At 71.1% G+C, this 18485-nt stretch carries 19 protein-coding genes; 3 read left to right on the top strand and 16 right to left on the bottom strand.

What is annotated here, in order from left to right:
* Window positions 1–73: 73 nt before the first annotated feature.
* The gene (locus PSQ21_RS30505; protein WP_274034528.1) at window positions 74–1669 is read left to right on the top strand and encodes a CocE/NonD family hydrolase; all 1596 of its coding nucleotides are present in this window, start codon (window positions 74–76) and stop codon (window positions 1667–1669) included.
* A gap of 33 nt (window positions 1670–1702) precedes the next feature.
* Here the strand turns inward: PSQ21_RS30505 and PSQ21_RS30500 are convergent, their stop codons facing one another.
* From PSQ21_RS30500 to PSQ21_RS30480, 5 genes are all read right to left on the bottom strand, one after another.
* Window positions 1703–2590, bottom strand: a complete 888-nt coding sequence (locus PSQ21_RS30500) for an amino acid ABC transporter permease (protein WP_274034527.1) — start codon at window positions 2588–2590, stop codon at window positions 1703–1705.
* The gene (locus PSQ21_RS30495) at window positions 2587–3231 is read right to left on the bottom strand and encodes an amino acid ABC transporter permease (RefSeq protein ID WP_274034526.1); all 645 of its coding nucleotides are present in this window, start codon (window positions 3229–3231) and stop codon (window positions 2587–2589) included. The genes PSQ21_RS30500 and PSQ21_RS30495 overlap by 4 nt, the downstream gene beginning before the upstream one ends.
* 16 nt (window positions 3232–3247) lie before the next feature.
* Entirely contained in the window at window positions 3248–4177 is a 930-nt protein-coding gene (locus tag PSQ21_RS30490) for a glutamate ABC transporter substrate-binding protein (RefSeq protein ID WP_274034525.1), read from the bottom strand.
* A gap of 12 nt (window positions 4178–4189) precedes the next feature.
* Complete coding sequence (locus PSQ21_RS30485; protein WP_097866759.1) at window positions 4190–4933, bottom strand: amino acid ABC transporter ATP-binding protein; 744 nt, start codon at window positions 4931–4933, stop codon at window positions 4190–4192.
* Window positions 4934–5137: 204 nt separating this feature from the next.
* Window positions 5138–5578 carry a DUF6278 family protein gene (locus PSQ21_RS30480; RefSeq protein WP_274034524.1) on the bottom strand — a complete coding sequence of 147 codons (441 nt, stop codon included), beginning with the start codon at window positions 5576–5578 and terminating at the stop codon, window positions 5138–5140.
* Window positions 5579–5687: 109 nt separating this feature from the next.
* Here PSQ21_RS30480 and PSQ21_RS30475 point away from each other — a divergent pair, with 109 nt between their 5' ends.
* Window positions 5688–6467, top strand: coding sequence for an SDR family NAD(P)-dependent oxidoreductase (locus PSQ21_RS30475; protein ID WP_274034523.1), 780 nt, complete (start codon window positions 5688–5690; stop codon window positions 6465–6467).
* Window positions 6468–6491: 24 nt separating this feature from the next.
* Here PSQ21_RS30475 and PSQ21_RS30470 read toward each other — a convergent pair whose 3' ends face one another.
* The 10 genes from PSQ21_RS30470 to PSQ21_RS30425 form a co-directional block, all read right to left on the bottom strand.
* Complete coding sequence (locus PSQ21_RS30470) at window positions 6492–7238, bottom strand: Clp protease N-terminal domain-containing protein (protein ID WP_274034522.1); 747 nt, start codon at window positions 7236–7238, stop codon at window positions 6492–6494.
* 80 nt (window positions 7239–7318) lie between these two features.
* Window positions 7319–8098: an exodeoxyribonuclease III gene (locus PSQ21_RS30465; RefSeq protein ID WP_274034521.1), complete on the bottom strand. Its 780-nt coding sequence runs from the start codon at window positions 8096–8098 to the stop codon at window positions 7319–7321.
* Window positions 8099–8140: 42 nt separating this feature from the next.
* A complete protein-coding gene (locus PSQ21_RS30460) occupies window positions 8141–8794 on the bottom strand; it encodes an MBL fold metallo-hydrolase (RefSeq protein WP_274034520.1) in 654 nt (217 codons plus the stop codon).
* Between the two features lie 12 nt (window positions 8795–8806).
* Window positions 8807–10135, bottom strand: coding sequence for a bifunctional 3-oxoadipate enol-lactonase/4-carboxymuconolactone decarboxylase PcaDC (pcaDC, locus tag PSQ21_RS30455; RefSeq protein WP_443334435.1), 1329 nt, complete (start codon window positions 10133–10135; stop codon window positions 8807–8809).
* A 430-nt stretch (window positions 10136–10565) separates the two neighbouring features.
* Window positions 10566–11162 (bottom strand): hypothetical protein, encoded by a 597-nt coding sequence (locus tag PSQ21_RS30450; protein ID WP_274034519.1) that lies wholly within the window; start codon window positions 11160–11162, stop codon window positions 10566–10568.
* Window positions 11163–11233: 71 nt separating this feature from the next.
* The gene (locus PSQ21_RS30445; RefSeq protein WP_274034518.1) at window positions 11234–12400 is read right to left on the bottom strand and encodes an ROK family glucokinase; all 1167 of its coding nucleotides are present in this window, start codon (window positions 12398–12400) and stop codon (window positions 11234–11236) included.
* Window positions 12401–12533: 133 nt separating this feature from the next.
* Window positions 12534–13379 carry an ATP-binding cassette domain-containing protein gene (locus PSQ21_RS30440; protein WP_274034517.1) on the bottom strand — a complete coding sequence of 282 codons (846 nt, stop codon included), beginning with the start codon at window positions 13377–13379 and terminating at the stop codon, window positions 12534–12536.
* Window positions 13376–14422, bottom strand: a complete 1047-nt coding sequence (locus PSQ21_RS30435) for an ABC transporter permease (protein WP_274034516.1) — start codon at window positions 14420–14422, stop codon at window positions 13376–13378. The genes PSQ21_RS30440 and PSQ21_RS30435 overlap by 4 nt, the downstream gene beginning before the upstream one ends.
* Window positions 14419–15429, bottom strand: coding sequence for a sugar ABC transporter substrate-binding protein (locus PSQ21_RS30430; protein ID WP_443334410.1), 1011 nt, complete (start codon window positions 15427–15429; stop codon window positions 14419–14421). The genes PSQ21_RS30435 and PSQ21_RS30430 overlap by 4 nt, the downstream gene beginning before the upstream one ends.
* A gap of 172 nt (window positions 15430–15601) precedes the next feature.
* Entirely contained in the window at window positions 15602–16360 is a 759-nt protein-coding gene (locus tag PSQ21_RS30425) for a GntR family transcriptional regulator (RefSeq protein WP_274034514.1), read from the bottom strand.
* 131 nt (window positions 16361–16491) lie between these two features.
* Between PSQ21_RS30425 and PSQ21_RS30420 the strand changes: the two genes are divergently transcribed.
* On the top strand, window positions 16492–17511 hold the full coding sequence (locus PSQ21_RS30420; RefSeq protein ID WP_274034513.1) for a Gfo/Idh/MocA family protein: 1020 nt from the start codon (window positions 16492–16494) through the stop codon (window positions 17509–17511).
* A 169-nt stretch (window positions 17512–17680) separates the two neighbouring features.
* Here PSQ21_RS30420 and PSQ21_RS30415 read toward each other — a convergent pair whose 3' ends face one another.
* Window positions 17681–18403: a response regulator gene (locus PSQ21_RS30415; RefSeq protein ID WP_274034512.1), complete on the bottom strand. Its 723-nt coding sequence runs from the start codon at window positions 18401–18403 to the stop codon at window positions 17681–17683.
* Between the last annotated feature and the right edge of the window lie 82 nt (window positions 18404–18485).

The raw sequence follows: 18485 nt of genomic DNA, 5'->3' as shown, positions 1-18485 counted from the left end.
GATAGTTACCAGCGGTAAACAATCAGGGTTACCGTCGGGTCACTTTGCACTGACACGCGTGAGGAGTGACCCCGTGGCACGTCCGAAACCGGCACCGCGCACCACCGCTTCGATCACCACCGCTGTCGTCCTGCTCGCCGGGGCCGCGCTCGGCGCCGCCCCGGCCGCGACGGCGGCCCCCGGCACCGCACCCGCGGGCACGACCGCCCAGGGCCTGACGTTCCACGACATCCCCGGCTCCGGGGGCGTCACCCTGAAGGGCAACGTCTTCACGCCCGCCGGGGCGGCGGCCGGGGCGAAGCATCCGCTGATCGTGTTCCCGACGAGCTGGGCCATGCCGCAGATCGAGTATCTGGCCCAGGCCCAGAAGCTCGCCGACTCCGGCTACGTCGTGGTGAGTTACACATCGCGCGGCTTCTGGCTCTCGGGCGGGGAGATCGAGGTCGCGGGACCGCCGGACATCGCGGACGCCTCCGCCGTCATCGACTGGGCGCTCCAGCGCACCTCCGCCGATCCGGACCGCATCGGCATGGGCGGCGTCTCCTACGGTGCGGGCATCAGCCTGCTGGCGGCCGGGCAAGACCCGCGCGTCAAGGCGGTGGCCGCGCTCAGCGGCTGGGCCGACCTGATCGACTCGATCTACAGCGGTCGCACCCAGCACCTCCAGGCCGCCGCCCTGCTCGGCGGCGCGGGTCTGGTCACCGGCCGCCCCGGCGACGAACTGACGCAGACGCTGGAGGACTTCCTCGGCTCCCGTCTGGAGAAGGAGCCGGAGATGATCGCCTGGGGGAAGAAGCGCTCCCCCGCCACGTATCTGGACCGGATCAACGCCAACGGCGCGGCGATCATGATGGGCAACGCCTGGGGCGACACCGTCTTCCCGCCCAACCAGTACGCCTCGTTCTACGACAAGCTCACCGGCCCCAAGCGGCTGGAGTTCCGCCCCGGCGACCACGCCACCGCCGAGGCCACCGGCCTGCTCGGGCTGCCGAACGACACCTGGACGAGCACCCGCCGCTGGTTCGACCGCTATCTCAAGGGCGAGCGCAACGGCATCGACACCGAGCTGCCCGTCCAGCTCAAGTCCCGCACCGGCCAGGGGTACGAGGGCTACCCGGACTGGAAGTCCGTGGGCGCGGCGCAGCAGCGCATCCCACTGGACGGCACCAAGAAGGTGTGGGCGAACGTCGACTCGGGCGCCAACGGCGGCGTCACGATCCTGTCCAACGCGCTGGACCAGTTCCTCAAGCTCCCGCCGACGGTCTCCGTGCCCCTGCTGCCACGCACCTTCGCGAGCGTGTGGCAGTCGGAGCGGTACGCCACCGAGCAGCGGATCCGGGGCACGTCCGCGCTGCACACCACGGTCACCGCCACGAAGCCGAGCGGCACCCTTGTCGCGTATCTCTACGACGTGGGGCCGCTCGGCATCGGCAGGCTGGTCAGCAACGCTCCGTACACCTTCCACGGGCAGACACCGGGCCGGCCGTTCCCCGTCGACCTGGAGCTGTACTCCACGGCCTACGACGTCCCGGCCGGTCACCGGCTCGCCCTGGTGATCGACACCGTCGATCCGCTGTACATCGAGCACAACCCGACCGGCGCGCAGCTGACCTTCTCCTCGCCCGGCACGGACCCGAGTCATCTCTCGGTCCCGCTGCGCGAGAAGTGATCACCGACTGCTGCCGGGCGGGCAGGGCCCGGGCTACCGCCCTCCCGGCAGCAGCGTCCCCGGTTCGGCCGGGGCCACCCCCACCGCCTCCGTCTTCGGACTGCGCCGCTGACGACGGGCCGCCCAGGTGGCGAACCACGAGAGCAGCATGCACATCCCGATGTAGATCGGAGAGATCACCATCACGACGGGGATGAAGGGAAGATCGTAGTCGAGATTCGACGCGATCAGCTTTCCGGCGTGGAGGAATTCCTCGTAGGTGATCAGAAAGCCCAGTGAGGTGTCCTTGAGCGCGACCACCAGCTGACTGATGATGGTCGGCATCATCGCGCGTACCGCCTGGGGAGCCAGGACGAACGTGGTGACCTGTGTCTTGCGCATGCCGAGCGCGTAAGCGGCCTCGCGCTGGCCCCGGTCCACGGAGTTGATTCCGGTGCGGAACACCTCCGCGAGGACGGAGCCGTTGTAGAGCGTCAGACCGGCGACCAGGGCGGGCAGCGGCTGGACCTGCAACGCCACGAAGATGAAGAAGATCATCACCAGCACCGGCATGGCCCGGAAGAACTCGACCAACAGGGTCGAGATCCAGCGCAGCACGCGGTGTTCGGAGAGCCGGCCGACCGCGAGGACGGCCCCGAGGGCGAGCGAGAGGAGCGCGGCGTACGCGAACGCCTTGAGGGTGTTGCCGAGTCCGCGCAGCAGCAGTTCCTGGATGCCCTTGTAGGTGAAGGGCGACCACTTCTCGGCGGTGAACTGGTCGGTGTCGAAGAGCAGGTAGACGATCCAGCCGAACAGCGCCAGGATCACGGTCGTCGAGACGATCCCGTACATCAGGTGCCGCTTGCGGGTCGCCGGGCCGGGGATGTCGTAGAGCACGCTGGCCTCTGGCCGTGACGGCCCGCGGGTGAGGGTCTTGGTCATCGTGCCACTCCCCAGCGCTTCTCCATCACGTTGAACACCGCGCTGATGGTCAGGGTGATGACCAGGTAGCCGACGGCGATCCAGATGAAGGACCAGATGATGCTGTAGCCCAGCTCGTTGAGCGTCTTGTAGGTGCCGAGGAGTTCGGTGACGCTGAACGCCCCGGCGATCGCGGAGTTCTTCGCCAGCGCGATCAGCGTCGAGCCGACCGGCGGGATCACCGACCGGAACGCCTGCGGCAGCACCACCGTGCTCAGGGTCTGGCCGAAGTTCATTCCGAGGCTGCGGGCGGCCTCGCCCTGCCCCTTGGGCACGGTGTTGATGCCGGAGCGCAGCACCTCGCAGATGAAGGCCGAGGTGTAGCAGCCGAGCGCCAGCACCGCGAAGACCTGGAACGGCAGGACGAGCCCGAAGCGGGGCAGGCCCAGCAGGACCGCGAAGAACAGCAGCGTCAGCGGGGTGTTGCGGAGCACGGTGACCCAGACCGTGCCCAGCACCCGGAAGGAGCCGACGGGCGCGACCCGGAAGGACGCCATCAGGAAGCCGAGGACGAGCGCCAGCGCGGAGGCGTAGACGGTCAGCTCGACGGTGCCGAGGAAGCCCTTGCCGTAGAGGGAGAAGTTCTCTGTCAGTACGTCCATGGGTGGGGCCGTCCCCTCAGTTCGCCGGGTAGCGGTCGATGGGCGGCGGGGTCGGCGCGGGAGATCCGGAGAGCCCCAGCGTCGCTTCGTACGCCTTCTTCCAGTTGCCGTCCTTCTCGTTGGCCTCCAGTGCGTCGTTGAGCGCGTTGCGCAGCGCGTTGTCGTTGCGCGGTACGCCGATGCCGTACGGCTCCTCGGAGAAGGGCTTGCCGACGACCTTCATCTCCTCGGGCGCCTTGGCGGCGAAGCCCAGCAGGATCGCGTCGTCGGTGGTGACGGCGTCGACCTGGAAGGTGAGGAGGTTGTCGACGCAGATCGAGTACGTGTCGTACGCGACGAGCGTCGCCCTCGGGTAGTCGGCGGCGATGCGCTGGTAGGGCGTGGAGCCGGCCGCCGAGCAGACGGTCTTGCCCGCCAGGTCCTGGGGCCCGTTGATGTCGTTCTCGTCGGTGCGCACCAGCAGGCCCTGGCCCGCCATGTAGTACGGGCCGGCGAAGCCCACGAGCTTCTTGCGCATGTCGTTGATGGTGTAGGTGCCGACGTAGTAGTCGATCTGGCCGTTCTGCAGGGCCGTCTCGCGGTTGGCGGAGGCGATCGTGCGGAAGCGGATCGTCTTCGGGTCGAAGCCGAGCGAGGCCGCCATCATGCGGGCGATCTCGATGTCGAACCCGGAGTAGACCCCGCTGGCCGGGTCCTTCTCCCCCAGGTACGGCTGGTCCTCCTTGGCGCCGACCACCAGATGGCCGCGCTTCTTCGCCTTGGTCCAGGTGCGGGAGTCGGGCAGTTCGAAGCCGGTGTCGACCTGGTACACCGGCAGCGCCTCGGCCTTGGGCCCCTTGACCGGCGGGCTGCCCTCCTTGCCGCAGCCCGCGGCGAGTGCGGCGAGCAGGAGACCGGCCGCGAGGGCGGCGGCCCTGCCCGTACGCGTGTTCCTCGTGCGCAACATGGAAGCCTCCCCTCAGTGCTTGAGGATCTTGGACAGGAAGTCCTTGGCGCGGTCGCTCGACGGGGACGTGAAGAAGTCCTCCGGGGTGCGGTCCTCGACGACGCAGCCGTCGGACATGAACACCACGCGGTTCGCTGCGGAGCGGGCGAAGCCCATCTCGTGGGTGACCACGACCATGGTCATGCCGTCCCGGGCCAGCTGCTGCATGACCTCCAGGACCTCGTTGATCATCTCCGGGTCGAGCGCCGAGGTGGGCTCGTCGAAGAGCAGCGCCTTGGGATCCATGGCCAGGGCGCGGGCGATGGCCACGCGTTGCTGCTGGCCACCGGAGAGCTGGGCGGGGAACTTGTCCGCGTGGGCGGCCAGGCCGACGCGCTCCAGCAGTTCGCGGGAGCGCCGGTCGGCCTCCTCCTTCTTGCGCTTGCGGACCTTGAGCTGCGCCAGCGAGACGTTGTCCAGCACGGTCTTGTGGGCGAAGAGGTTGAACGACTGGAAGACCATGCCGACTTCGGCACGGAGCTGGGCCAGACCCTTGCCCTCCTCGGGAAGGGGTCTGCCGTCGATCGTGATGCTGCCGGACTCGATCGTCTCCAGCCGGTTGATCGCCCGGCACAGGGTGGATTTCCCGGAGCCGGAGGGGCCGATGACCACTACCACCTCCCCGCGGCCGACGGTGAGATTGATGTCCTGAAGTACGTGCAACTCTCCGAAGTGTTTGTTGACGTCCCTCAGTTCGATCAACGGATCGACGGCCATGCGCTGCCCTACCCACTTGTCGCTGTGTCGAGGTCAGCGCAAACTATCCATCCCGAAAAGGGACTTCGCACCCGACACGCGTGAATGGCGCAAAAGGCTTTTTAACTGGATTAAGGGCTGTCCCGCAATTCCCGGTGGCGCGCCTGCCGGGAATTGCGGGACGGCCCTTAGGGGAGGAGAGCGGGCCGCCGGGCCGCTCCCGGCTCAGTTCTCGGCGGACTCCGCGTACACCTGGGAGAGCTCGGGGCTGCCCGCCATCGCCCAGTCGAGACCGGCCGCCACCACGTCGATCTCCCGCCCGGACTCCAGCCGCACCACGGGCTGACCGCTCGGCCAGACGTCCCACACGGCACCCGGGACGGTCCGCACGATCACGGTCCCGAGGTAGAGGCCGGCGTCGTTGCCGAGCCAGGGAAGCTCCTCGGGGTCGTCGCGCCAGCTGGGCGGCAGCTGGTCGAGCGCGGCCAACGAGGCCGGGGTGTCATCGAGTTCGAGTCCGTGCTGCCCCGCCCGGGCGCGCAGCAGTTCGCATTCGGCGAGCAGTTCGGCCACACCGTCGGGGTCCGTCTCGACGGCGGCGGCGAGTGCGCCTGAATGCGTACCACCCTGACGCTTACGCCAGTTGTCCAAGAAAGGGATGTTCATACCACTAGGGTCCCATCCCGTCCGGCTTCCGCACCACAGGGCGCGCGGCGTTCACCGATCCCCCACCCCGCCCCGGCCGGGGATCCGATCAGTTATCTAAAGTACGCACATGAGTGCACACGCTTACGTTTCGGAACTGTTCTCGCTGGAAGGCCGGGTGGCGGTGGTCACCGGCGGCAGCTCCGGCATCGGCCGGGGAATCACCGGCGCCCTGGCCCGGGCCGGCGCGCGCGTCGTCGTGGTGGCCCGCCGGGAGACGGAGCTGAGGGCGACCGTGGACGAGCTGACCGCCGAGGGCTGCCGGGCCGCGTGGGTGAGCGCGGACCTGAGCACCGCCGAGGGGGTGCGCGTCGGGGCGGAGGAGGCCGCGGCGGCGTTCGGGGAGCCGGACATCCTGGTGAACTGCGCCGGGATCAATCTGCGCCCGCCGATGACCGAGCTCGGCGAGGACGTCTGGGACACCACGATGGCGGTGAACCTGAAGGCACCGTTCCTGCTGGGGCAGCGCTTCGGGCCCGGCATGGCCGAGCGCGGCTACGGGCGGATCATCCACGTCACCTCGCAGCAGGCGCACCGGGCTTTCGTGAACAGCGGTGCGTACGGGGTGTCGAAGGGCGGCCTGGAGTCCCTGGCCCGCTCCCAGGCGGAGGCGTGGTCCCCGCACGGCGTCACGGTGAACACCCTGGTGCCCGGGTTCGTGCTGACCCCGCTGAACGAGCGGCTCGCCTCGGACCCGGAGAAGGTGGCGTCGCTCGCCGCGCGGACCCTGGTCGGCCGCAACGGTCTCGCGGAGGACTTCGCGGGGGCCGCGGTGTTCCTGGCGGGGCGCTCCTCGGCGTACGTCACCGGGCAGTCGGTGTTCGTGGACGGCGGGTTCTCGGTGCACTGAGGTCCCGCCGCCCGGGCCCTCCGGTCAGGAGTTCTGCTGCCAGAGGGCGGCAGCCGCCTCGGTCACCATGGCGTCCACGGCCGCCGAGGCGGCCTCCTTCTCCACGCCGAGGCCGGTCAGCACGCCGGTGCCGCCCTCGAACTCCAGCAGGGCCAGCAGGATGTGCTCGGTGCCGACGTAGTTGTGCCCGAGCCGGAGCGCCTCACGGAAGGTCAGCTCCAGCACCTTGCGGGAGTCCGCGTCGTACGGGATCAGCTCGGGCACCTCGTCGGAGGCCGCCGGCAGCACGGCGGTCGCCGCCGCACGGAGCGTGTCCGGGGTGACCTCCTGGCCGACGAGGACCCCGACCGCGATGGATTCGGGCTCGGCGAGCAGGCCGAGCACCAGGTGGACGGGGAGGATCTCGGCGTGCCGGGCGGCCTGGGCCTCGTTGTGGGCGGCCATGACGACGTTGCGGGCGCGCTGGGTGAAGCGGCCGAAGCCCTGGCTCGGGTCCAGATCGGAGGCCCCGTCACCCTTCTTGGGCACGAAGCGTTTCTGGGCCGCCTGGCGGGTGACCCCCATGCTCCGGCCGATGTCCGTCCAGGAAGCGCCGGAACGGCGCGCCTGGTCCACGAAGTGGCCGATCAGATGGTCGGCCACGTCGCCGAGGTGGTCGGCCGCGATGACCGCGCCGGAGAGCTGCTCCAGGGCGTCGGTGTTGGACTTCTTGATGGCCTCGATCAGGTCGTCGAGGCGCACGGACGGGGTCGCGGGAAGAGGCTGCGTCATACGTCAACCGTAGGTTGACACCCACTTGGCGTCAACCTCGGGTTGTCAGAACGACGCGCCTCCGCTCCGCGGATCCCGGCTCAGAGATCGAGGTCCACGACCACCGGAGCGTGGTCGGACGCGCCCTTGCCCTTGCGCTCCTCGCGGTCGACGTAGCTGTCCTTCACCGCGGCGGTGAACGGGGCGTTGCCGAAGGTGAGGTCGATCCGCATGCCCTTGTTCTTGGGGAACCTCAGCTCGCGGTAGTCCCAGAAGGTGTAGGCGCGGTCGTACTTGAGGGGGCGGGGCAGGACCTCGCTCAGACCGGCCGCCTCCAGGGCCGCGAGGGCGGCGCGCTCGGCGGGCGTCACATGCGTGGCGCCGGCGAACAGCGCCGGGTCCCACACGTCCTCGTCGGTCGGGGCCACGTTGAAGTCGCCCAGGACCGCGAACGGCAGGGCTCCCCCGGCGTCCGCCGCCACGGCCTTCCGCAGGGCCTCCAGCCAGCGCAGCTTGTACGCGTAGTGCTCGTGCGCGACCTCGCGGCCGTTGGGCACGTACACCGACCAGAGGCGCAGCGGGCCGCAGGTCGCCGAGATCGCGCGGGGCTCCTGCACGCCTTCGTAGTCCGGGCCGTCGGGCAGCCCGGTGACGACGTCGGTGAGGCCGACGCGGGAGAGCAGCGCGACCCCGTTCCACCGGCCGGTGGCGTTGACCGCGGACTCGTAACCCAGCTCGGCGAGCGCGGCGGTGGGGAACTGCTCCGCCGTGCACTTGGTCTCCTGGATACACAGCACATCGGTGCCGCTGCTCTCCAGCCAGGCCAGAAGCCTCGGCAGCCGGGCGGTGATCGAATTGACGTTATAGGTGGCGATGCGCATGGCAGCCAACCTAGCGGCTCCCACTGACAGTGGCCGCGGGGCTCACAGCTCGGTGGTGCCGCCCGGGGCCAGCCGGCCGTGGTCCGCACCGCCCAGGGCCCCGATCTGGTGGTCGTAGATCGGCCGTGCCAGATCGGTCAGCAGGGCGTCGTGGACGTCGATGGCCCGTCGCGGCCCGACCTCGCGCACGTAGTCGATGACCTCGGAGATCTTGCTCCAGGGGGCCATGACCGGCAGCAGAAGGGTGTCGACGGGGCGGTCGGGAACGGTGAGCGCGTCGCCGGGGTGGAAGACCGAACCGTCGACGAGGAAGCCGACGTTGGTGATCCTCGGGATGTCCGGGTGGATCACCGCGTGCAGCTCGCCGTGGACGGTGACGTCGAATCCGGCGGCGGCGAACGCGTCCCCGTCGCCCACGGTGTGCACCCGCCCGGGGAACGCGGCCGAGAGCTGCTCGGCCACGCTGCGCAGCGTCCAGATCTCGGCCGCCGGATTCGCCTCCAGGCCCGCCCGCAGCCGCGCCTCGTCGAAGTGGTCCGGGTGCTCGTGCGTCACCAGGACGACGTCCGCGCCGAGCGCCGCGTCGTCCTCGGAGAAACCTCCCGGGTCGATGACCAGGACCCGCCCCTCCTTCTCGATCCGGACGCAGGAGTGGGTCTTCTTGGTGAGGGTGAGTGCCCCGGGCGATGCGTTCATGGCTCCATCCTGCTACGCGGGCGGCGTGGTTTCCTCCTGGATCACGGCCTGCGCGACGTCGAAGGCGGCTCCGGCGGCCGGGAGCCCGCAGTAGACGGCCGTCTGGAGCAGAACTTCCTTGATCTCGGCGGGTGTCAGGCCGTTGCGCAGGGCGGCGCGGGTGTGCGCGGCCAGGCCCTCCAGGTGGCCGGAGGCGACGAGCGCGGTGAGCGTGATGCAGCTGCGGGTGCGGCGGTCGAGACCGTCGCGGCTCCAGACCTCGCCCCAGGCGTACCGGGTGACCAGCTCCTGGAAGTCCTCGGTGAACCCGTCGGCCGAGGCGTTCACCGCGTCGACATGGGCGTCCCCCAGCACCTCGCGGCGTACCTTCGTCCCCTGCTCGTACCGGTCGGCCGGTGTCGGAGCGGAGGTCTCGGGCGTCGCGGCGGCCGGGGCGATCTCGGCCACCGGGGCGAACGGGGCGGCGGGCGTCGCGGGGCCGGGGACGAGCGGCAGCACCGGGATCGCGGCCGAGGTGTCCTGCTGCCAGGCGGTGGAGAAGTGCGTCAGCAGCAGGTCGCTGACGGCGGCGGGCTGCTCGACCGGCGCGAGGTGCGAGGCGCCGGGGACGAGCGCCAGGCGGGCGTCCGGTATCCCGGCGACCAGCGTGCGGGCCTCGGCGGGCCCGGTGACCTGGTCCTCCGCCCCGACCAGCACCAGGGTGGGCACGCCGATCCGGCCCAGGGCGCCGCGGATGTCGAACGCCGCGAGCGCCTCGCAGGCGGCGATGTAGCACCCGGGATCGGTGGTGCGGACCATCTGCACGGCCCATTCGACGATGGCGGGCTGCGCGGCGGCGAAGCCGGGGGTGAACCAGCGCTCCGGCGCGGTGCGGGCCATCGGCTCCAGGCCGTTGGTGCGGACGATCACGCCGCGCTGACGGAACTCGTCGGCGGTGCCGAACCGGGGCGAGGAGGCGACGAGCGCCAGCGAGGCAACCCGGTGCGGGTGGCGCAGGGCCAGATCGGCGCCGACGGCCCCGCCGATCGAACAGCCCGCGTAGCCGAAGCGCTGGACGCCCAGCCCGTCCAGCGTCGCGATCAGCCGGTCGGCCAGATCGGCGACGGAGGCGGCGGCGTGCGCGGGCGCGCCGCCGTGGCCGGGCAGGTCGTAGCGGAAGACCCGCCAGTGCTGGGACAGCTCGGGTATCTGGCGGTCCCACATGTGCCAGGTCGTCCCGAGGGAGGGCCCGATGACCAGGACCGGGGCGTCCTCGGGCCCGTCGAAGCGGTACTGAAGCGTCCGGGGAGCGTCGGCCGGCCCTTCGACTCCCCGCGCGTCCTGCGGGCCCGGGGCGGCCACCGGACCGGTGGCGGCCACCGGACCCGGGGCGGCCTGCGGGCCGGGCGTGGACGGTGGCCCGAAGGCGGCCTGCGGCGCGGAAGCAGCCTGCGGGGCCGGTGCGACCTGCGGGGCGGAGGTGGCCTGCGGCACGGAAGCAGCCTGCGGCACGGGGGTGATCTGCGGGGCGAGCGGGGTCGGAGCCGGCTGTGCGGTCACCGGGGCCTGCGGGAATCCGGGCGTCCCGCTGCCGCCGGGGGCCGGATAGGGCGCCGGGGCCGCCGACAGGGGCGCGGGGTCCGGTTCCTGGTGGGGGGCCGGAACCGCCTGGTGAGGCGTTCCGGGGTGCGGGGCGGGCCCACCGGCGTGGGGGGCCTGCACGGACTGCGGGGTCGTCTCGCTCACTTCGCTCACTCGCTCCAGGTTACTGAGCGCCCCTCCGGCCCCCGGGTCAGGGGGTCGCCGCCGATACGACATACACGACAGGGCTGGCCGGGTCGGTCATATTGACGGTGATGTTCTGGGTGGGGCGCGGCTTCTTGTTGCTGTGCGTGGTGCTGGCCCAGTGTTCGCCCGGGCCGAAGGACCAACCGGTGATCTTGATGTCCCGGGGGCTGATGTCGATCGTGTCGGGCTCCAGTGCCGCGCGTCCGGTGCCCACCCCGCTCAGGAAGCGGTCGAGACCGGCGGAGGTCGTCCGGAACTTCGCGTACATCCGGCTGGCTTTCCAGTTGTTCGTCTCGTAGTACTGGACGCCCTGCCCGTTGCCGGGGATCGGGATCTCGAAGATCCGGCGCTGCATCTTGGAGGGCCAGCCCTCGCGGAGCCCCTGGGCGGCCGCCTCGGCCTCCTTGTCCTGGCCCGAGCGGCGGCTCTGACCGGCCGAGATCAGCAGATAGCCGGCCGGGATGCCAATCAGCAGTACGATGATCGTCGCGGTGATGAAACGCCGCTTGAACACCTGCCGCCGGTCCTCGGGCGGCTTGCCCTCGCCGTCGCCCGGAGACTCCGACTGGTGCGGCACCACGGGGTGCTCGGCTGCGATCATGATCAGGTCGTCCTCAAGATGCTGCGGTGACGGCGTACTGAAGGGTGGACGCCGGAACGGGCGGCTGCGGTTCAGTCGGCGGTACGGGTGGACCGCGTGTTGCGGATGGTGCTCGCCGCCTGGTCGTAGATCTGGGCGTACCGCTCGTACCGCTCGACACGGCGCCGGTTGGCCCGGCGGAAGCGGCGGGCGACCAGCCGGGCCAGGTCCGCGGCGCCGACCATACCCGCCTCGGGGCCGAGCTGCGCCTTCGCGATCCGGGCCTCGGGGCGGTAGCCGCGGCCGGTGAGGTGGCGCTTGAAGGCGTCCCTGGCGGGGCCGATCAGGAGGTCGTCGGCGGCGCTGACACCGCCTCCGATGACGAAGCAGGAGGGGTCGAGAGCGGCGGCCAGGTTGGCGATGCCGACGCCGAGCCACTGGCCGATGTCCTGGAGCAGCTCGATGCACATCGCATCGCCCTCGCGGGCCAGTTCGGTGATGAGCGGACCGGTGATGTCGGGGATGTGGCCCTTCACCCGGTCCAGCAGGTAATGCGCGACCGGGGAGTCGGCGGCGGCCAGTTCCCTGGCCTCACGGACCAGGGCGTTGCCGGAGCTGTACTGCTCCCAGCAGCCCCGGTTGCCACAGGGGCAGCGGTGGCCCGAGGGCACGACCTGCATGTGGCCGAACTCACCGGCCACGCCGTACTTGCCACGCTTGACCTGGCCGTCCTCCAGGATCGCGCCGCCGATGCCCGTGCCGAGGGTGATCATGACGAGGTGGTCCTCGCCGCGGCCGGCGCCGAAGCGCCATTCCGCCCAGGCGGCGGTGTTGGCGTCGTTGTCGACCATGACGGGGACGACGAGGCGGGACGCGATCGCGTCGCGCAGCGGCTCGTCGCGCCAGGCGAGGTGCGGGGCGAACAGCACCTTGGAGCGGTCTGCGTCCACCCAGCCCGCCGCGCCGATGCCCACCGCGTGGACGTCGTGGCGGTCGGAGAGGTCCAGGACCAGTTCGACGATGGTGTCCTCGACAACCTTGGGGCTCTTGGACTTGTCGGGCGTCTCGGTGCGGAGCTGTTCCAGGATGTTGCCGTCGGCGTCGACGACGCCCGCCATCACCTTGGTGCCGCCGATGTCGATCCCGACCGTGGGGACCCGGGGGGCGGTGAGGTGCGAGCGGCGTTCCTTGGTGCCGACGGTCTTGAGGACGGTGGCGCGGGCGGAGCCGCGGTGTGCGAAGTCGCGGTACGTGCTCATCGTCCCTGCGGGGTCTGAGGGGCCGGGCCGCTGTCGCGGCCGGCGGCGGACGGCGCCCGCCGGGCTCGATTCTGCCACTGCCCGGCACCGGCGGGCCGGTGGGCGGGGTCGGCCGCGCCGGGGCGGTCCCCGCTCAGGGAGTCCCGCCCTTCGTGCCGTGGGCGCCCGGGAGGGTGGGGGCCGGGGTGCGTTCCAGCTCGTGGCTGAGCTCCTCCAGCTCGCTGCCGCCCGCCATCTGCCGGGTCAGCTCGTCCAGCGTGACGTCGGCCTTGGTGTGGCTGCCGGACATCGCGCCGCGCTTGAGGAGGATGAAGCGGTCCCCGACGAGGTGGGCGTGGTGCGGGTTGTGCGTGATGAGGACCACGCCGAGGCCGGCGTCGCGGGCCGCCGCCACGTACTTGAGGACCACGCCGGACTGCTTGACGCCGAGGGCGGCGGTCGGCTCGTCCAGGACCAGGACCTTCGCGCCGAAGTAGACGGCGCGGGCGATGGCCACGCACTGGCGTTCGCCGCCGGAGAGGGTGCCGATGGGCTGGTCGACGTCGCGCAGGTCGATGCCCATGCGCAGCAGTTCGGTACGGGTGCTCTCGCGCATCTTCCGGACGTCGAGGCGCTTGAGGGGGCCGAAGCCGACGGTCGGCTCGGAGCCGAGGAAGAAGTTCCGCCAGACCGGCATCAGCGGGACGACGGCGAGGTCCTGGTAGACGGTGGCGATGCCCCGGTCCAGGGCGTCACGCGGATTGGCGAGGTTGGTCTCCTCGCCTTCGATCAGGAAGCGTCCGGCGTCGTGCCGGTGCAGCCCCGCGATGATCTTGATGAGGGTGGACTTGCCGGCGCCGTTGTCCCCGAGGACGCAGGTGATCTCACCCGGGTGGACCTCCAGCGACACGTGCTCCAGGGCCTTGATGTTCCCGTAGAACTTGGACACGTCGTCCAGCTCGACCAGCGGTCCCGCGGGCTCTTCAGGGGTGGCCGTCATGCCGTCGCCTCCGCGCGCTTGCGCACCCACGCGTTGAGCAGGGTGGCCAGGAGCAGCATCGCTCCCAGGAAGAATTTGAACCAGTCCGGGTTCCACTCGGCGTACACGATGCCCTTACTGGTCATGCCGAAGATGAAGGCGCCGACGGCCGAGCCGATCGCGGAGCCGTAGCCGCCGGTGATCAGACAGCCGCCGATGACGGCGGCGATGATGTACGTCAGCTCGTTGCCGACACCCTCGCCGGACTGGACGACGTCGTAACTGAACAGCAGGTGCTGGCCGGAGACCCAGGCGGCGAAGGCGACGCCCAGGTAGAGCCCGATCTTGGTGCGGATGACCGGGACGCCGACCGCGCGGGCCGCGCCGGCCTCGCCGCCGACGGCGAAGATCCAGTTGCCGAAGCGGGTACGGAGGAGGATCCAGGTGGCGACGCCGACGAGCGCCACCCACCACAGGATCGTCACCTTGAACTCGACTCCGCCGAGGGTCAGCGTCGAGGCGAACAGCGCGCGGGCCGAGTCGAAGCCCTCCATGTCGCCGATGGCCTTGGTGGAGACGGTACCGCTGATGAGCTTGGTGAAGCCGAGGTTCAGTCCGGTCAGCATCAGGAACGTGCCGAGCGTGATGATGAAGCTCGGCAGTTTGGTGCGGGTCAGCATGAAGCCGTTGAACGCGCCGATGGCGAGCGTGACCAGCAGCGACACGAAGACGCCGACCCAGACGTTGGCCGTCATCTGGTAGCTGAACATCGAGGAGATCAGCGCGGAACTGGTCACCATGACGCCGGCGGAGAGGTCGAACTCGCCGCCGATCATCAGCAGCGCGACCGGTGCGGCCATGATGCCGAGGACCGAGGCCGCGTACAGCACGGTGCCGAAGCTGGAGGCCTGGAGGAAACTGTCGGCGACGATCGCGAAGAACAGGAAGACAGCTGCCGCGCCGACGACCGAGCCGAGCTCGGGGCGGCCGAGCAGCTTGCGCAGCGGCGAGGTGCGTACGAGGCGCTCGTCGAGCTGGTCGGGCGCGGCGGTGGAGCCGCTCATCGGGTGCCCCGCTTGGTGTAGTCGGCCAGGGCGCCGGCGTCGTCCTTGGTGATGATCTGGGGGCCGGTGAGGACGGGCAGGCCGCCGCCGAGAACGTTGCGGTTGTAGCGGTACAGCCAGAGCAGGTCGACGGCCTCGTAGCCCTGGAGGTAGGGCTGCTGGTCGACGGCGAAGCCGAGCTTGTCGGTCTGGAGGCCGGTGGCGACCTTCGCGTTCAGGTCGAAGGTGTCGATCTCGGCCTTGCTGCCGGCGGTCTGCTTGGCCTGGACGGCGGCGTCGGCGAAGGGGGCGCCGAGGGTGACGACCGCGTCGATGCTCTTGTCGGACTGGAGCTTGGCCTCGATGGACGCGGTGACGTCGGGCATGTTGGTGCCGTCGACGTACAGGTTCTGCATCGTGCCGTCGAACGTCTTCTTCGCTCCGGCGCAGCGCTGCTCGTGGCCCACGTTGCCCTGCTCGTGCAGGACGCACAGGGCCTTCTTGCGGTCCCTGCTGTTCAGCTCGTCGCCGACGGCCTCACCGGCGATGGTCTCGTCCTGGCCGATGTGGGTCAGGGCGCCGAACTCCTTGGACTCCGCGGAGCCGGAGTTCACGGTGACGACCGGGATGCCGGCCTTGACGGCCTTGGCGACCACGGCCTTCATCGCGTCCGGCTTGGCCAGCGAGACGATCAGCCCGTCGACCTTCTTGTCGATCGCGGTCTGGACGAGCTGGGCCTGCTGGTTGGCCTCGTCGTTGTGCGAGTAGAGGAAGTTGATGTTGTCCTTGAGGGCCGCCTGCTCGGCGCCCTTCTGGACGATGTCCCAGAAGGTGTCGCCGTCGCCCGAGTGGGTGACCATGGCGAAGGTCCAGCGCGGTGTGTTCACCGCGGCCCGCCCCTCGGCCGCGGCGGCCGCGCGCTCCTCGGCGCGCTTGCCGCCGGTGCTGCTGCATCCCACGAGGGAGGCGCCCAGCACCACTGCCAGCACGGCGCCCATCGCGCGTACCCCTGTCCGAACCCTTGCCACGACGCCGTGCCCTTCTACTGCTGCTCGCTGTGCTGCTTGACGGGGCCGGGGAGTGTACGGTCCCGGCCCGGCTGCCCAAGTATCCCCGAGCCCCGACGGACACGGAGCTTGGGGCACGGGAGCTGTCGAGCGCAACCCGTGTGCCCGCACCGTTTCGGCGGGGCGGCCGGGCTCAGGCGCGCACCAGCAGCTGGAACTCGAAGGCGTACCGCTCCGCCCGGTAGACGTGCGAGCCGAACTCGACCACCCGGCCGGTGTCGTCGTACGTGATGCGCTCCATCGTGAGCAGCGGCGCGCCCACGGCTTCCGAGAGCACCCGCGCCTGCCGGTCGTCCGCGGCGCACGCGCCGACGGTCTGGCGGGCGCTGTGCAGCGTGACGCCACGGGCCCGCATCAGCCGGTAGAGGCCGGTGGCCTCCAGTTCCTCGGTGGGCAGGGGCAGCAGCCCCGGAGGCAGGTGGTTGCGCAGGAGGGCCATCGGTTCGCCGTGGGCGCTGCGCAGCCGCTCGACGAGGTGGACCTCCCCGCCCTCGGCGACGCCGAGCGCGGCGGCGACCTCGGCGGTGGCGGGTTCCGTGGTGTTGCGCAGGACGCGGGTGGCGGGCCGCTGGCCGGCCGCCTCCAGGTCGTCGTAGAGCGAGCTGAGCTCCAGCGGGCGGCGGACCTTGCTGTGGACGACCTGGGTGCCGACTCCCCGGCGGCGCACCATCAGGCCCTTGTCGACCAGTGACTGGATGGCCTGTCGGACGGTCGGCCGGGACAGACCGAGGCGGGCGGCGAGGTCGATCTCGTTCCCGAGCAGGGCGCCGGGCGCCAGCCGGCCCTGCTCCACGGCGGCCTCCAGCTGCTGTGCCAGCTGGAAGTAGAGCGGCACCGGGCTGGTGCGGTCCACGCTCAGCGGCAGCGGCCGGTCGGGTCCATGTGCGGTCACGGGGTGAGCGTAGTTCGCTTGTCCGGACAAAGCCATGGCGTCGCGGGGCCGGGGACCGTCGATCGATGCGGCCGCCATTTGTCAGGACAAACGCTTGACATGATGACCGGGCGAACGTCACCTTGGGGCCCATGCGCATCGGACTGATCGGAACGGGACGGATCGGCACATTCCATGCGGAGGTGCTGAGCCGTCACCCCGCCGTGGACGCCCTGTTGCTGGCCGACGCGGACCCGGAGCGGGCGGCCGGAGCCGCGGCACGGACGGGGGCGGCGGCCGTCCCGGTGGACGGCCTGTTCTCCGGGGAGGGGGCGGCCGGGGGCCTGCCCGACGCCGTGGTGATCTGTTCGGCGACCTCGGCGCATGCCGGGCTCATCGCACGTGCCGCCCGCGCCGGGCTGCCCGTCTTCTGCGAGAAGCCGATCGCCCTGGACCTGCCCGGCACCCTCACCGCGCTCGCGGAGGTCGAGGCGGCCGACAGCGTGCTCCAGCTCGGCTTCATGCGGCGCTTCGACGCCGGGTACGGCGAGGCCAGGGCCGCCGTACGGGAGAAGAGACTCGGCCGCCTGCACACCGTGCGCACGGTCACCTCCGACCCGGCCCCGCCGCCCGCCGCCTACCTCCCGCTCTCCGGCGGGCTGTACCGCGACTGCCTGGTCCACGACTTCGACGTGCTGCGCTGGGTGACGGGCCGCGAGGTGAGCGAGGTGTACGCCACCGGCGCGGACGCCGGACCCGCGATGTTCCGGGAGGCCGGGGACGTGGACACGGCCGCCGCTCTGCTCACCCTCGACGACGGGACGCTCGCCACCGCCACCGCGACCCGGTGCAACGGCGCCGGGTACGACGTACGGATGGAGCTGGCCGGGGAACGGGACCAGATCGCCGTGGGCCTGGACGACCGTACGCCGCTGACCTCGGCCGAGCCCGGGGGTTCCGGCGCCCCGGCGAAGCCCTGGCCGGGGTTCCTGGAGCGGTTCGCCCCGGCGTACGAGGCGGAACTGGACGCGTTCCTGCGCGTGGTCCGGGGCGAGCTGGCCAACCCGTGCGACGGGAGGGAGGCCCTGCACGCCCTGCGGATCGCCGAGGCGTGCGAGGTCTCCCGCCGCGAACGCCGGCCGGTGGCGATGACCGAGATCCCCGGCGGCTGACCGTACGGGTCCCGGACCCGTACGGTCATCGGCAGCGGGAGGGACGCGCGGCGAAGTCCGGCGGGCCCCGCGGATCGAGCACAGCCGCGGTGGTCAGCCCCTCTTCCGGTCCGGTCCGCTCCGCTCCGGTCGGGTCCGCTCCGCTTCCGCCGGCTCCGCTCCGCTGCGGTCAGCGCAGGCCGCCCCCGTCTTCCCCCTCCGTGTCGAGAAGCCCCGCGTCATGGACCAACAGCGCGATCTGGACGCGGTTGTTGAGTTCGAGCTTGGCGAGAATCCGCGAGACGTGGGCCTTGACGGTCGCGACGCTGAGGTAGAGGGAGCCCGCGATCTCCGCGTTGGAGCCGCCGCGTCCGACGGCCACGGCCACTTCCTTCTCGCGCTCGGCGAGCTGGTCGAAACGTCTGCGGGCGCGATCGGTGCGGCCGACCCGGTCGTCGTGTCCGCCACCGGCGGCGCGGGTCATCAACTGGCGGGTGACGGCGGGCGAGAGCACCGGGTCCCCGGCAGCGACCCTGCGGACCGAATCGACGATCCGGGCCGGCGGGGTGTCTTTCAGGACGAATCCGGCCGCCCCGGCCCGGATGGCCCGGAGCACCTGTTCGTCCGCGTGGAACGTGGTGAGGACGACGACTTCGGGAGCCCCGGGCCTGCGGCGCAGGCGCTCGGTCGCGGTGAGGCCATCCATGACCGGCATACGGATGTCCATCAGGACGACATCGGGGCGCAACCGTTCGACCAGTTCCTCGACCTGCTCGCCGTCCGCGCCCTCCCCCACGATGTCGATTCCCTCGTCGCCGCCGAGCATCAGGGTCAGTCCGGCCCGGACCAGCGGGTCGTCGTCGACGATCAGCAGCCGGACGGGCGGGGGTGTCGGGGACGCCGGGGTTCTCATGACGGCCACCGTAGCCAGCCGGTGCGCGGGCCCCGTACGGCGGGCGTACCGGCCGGGCCGCCCGGGCAGGCCTCGCGGTCCC

It is taken from the genome of Streptomyces sp. MMBL 11-1 (assembly GCF_028622875.1).
Classification (GTDB): domain Bacteria; phylum Actinomycetota; class Actinomycetes; order Streptomycetales; family Streptomycetaceae; genus Streptomyces.
Note: the sequence above shows the minus strand (reverse complement) of the source record. Positions and strands in the feature narration are given on the sequence as shown.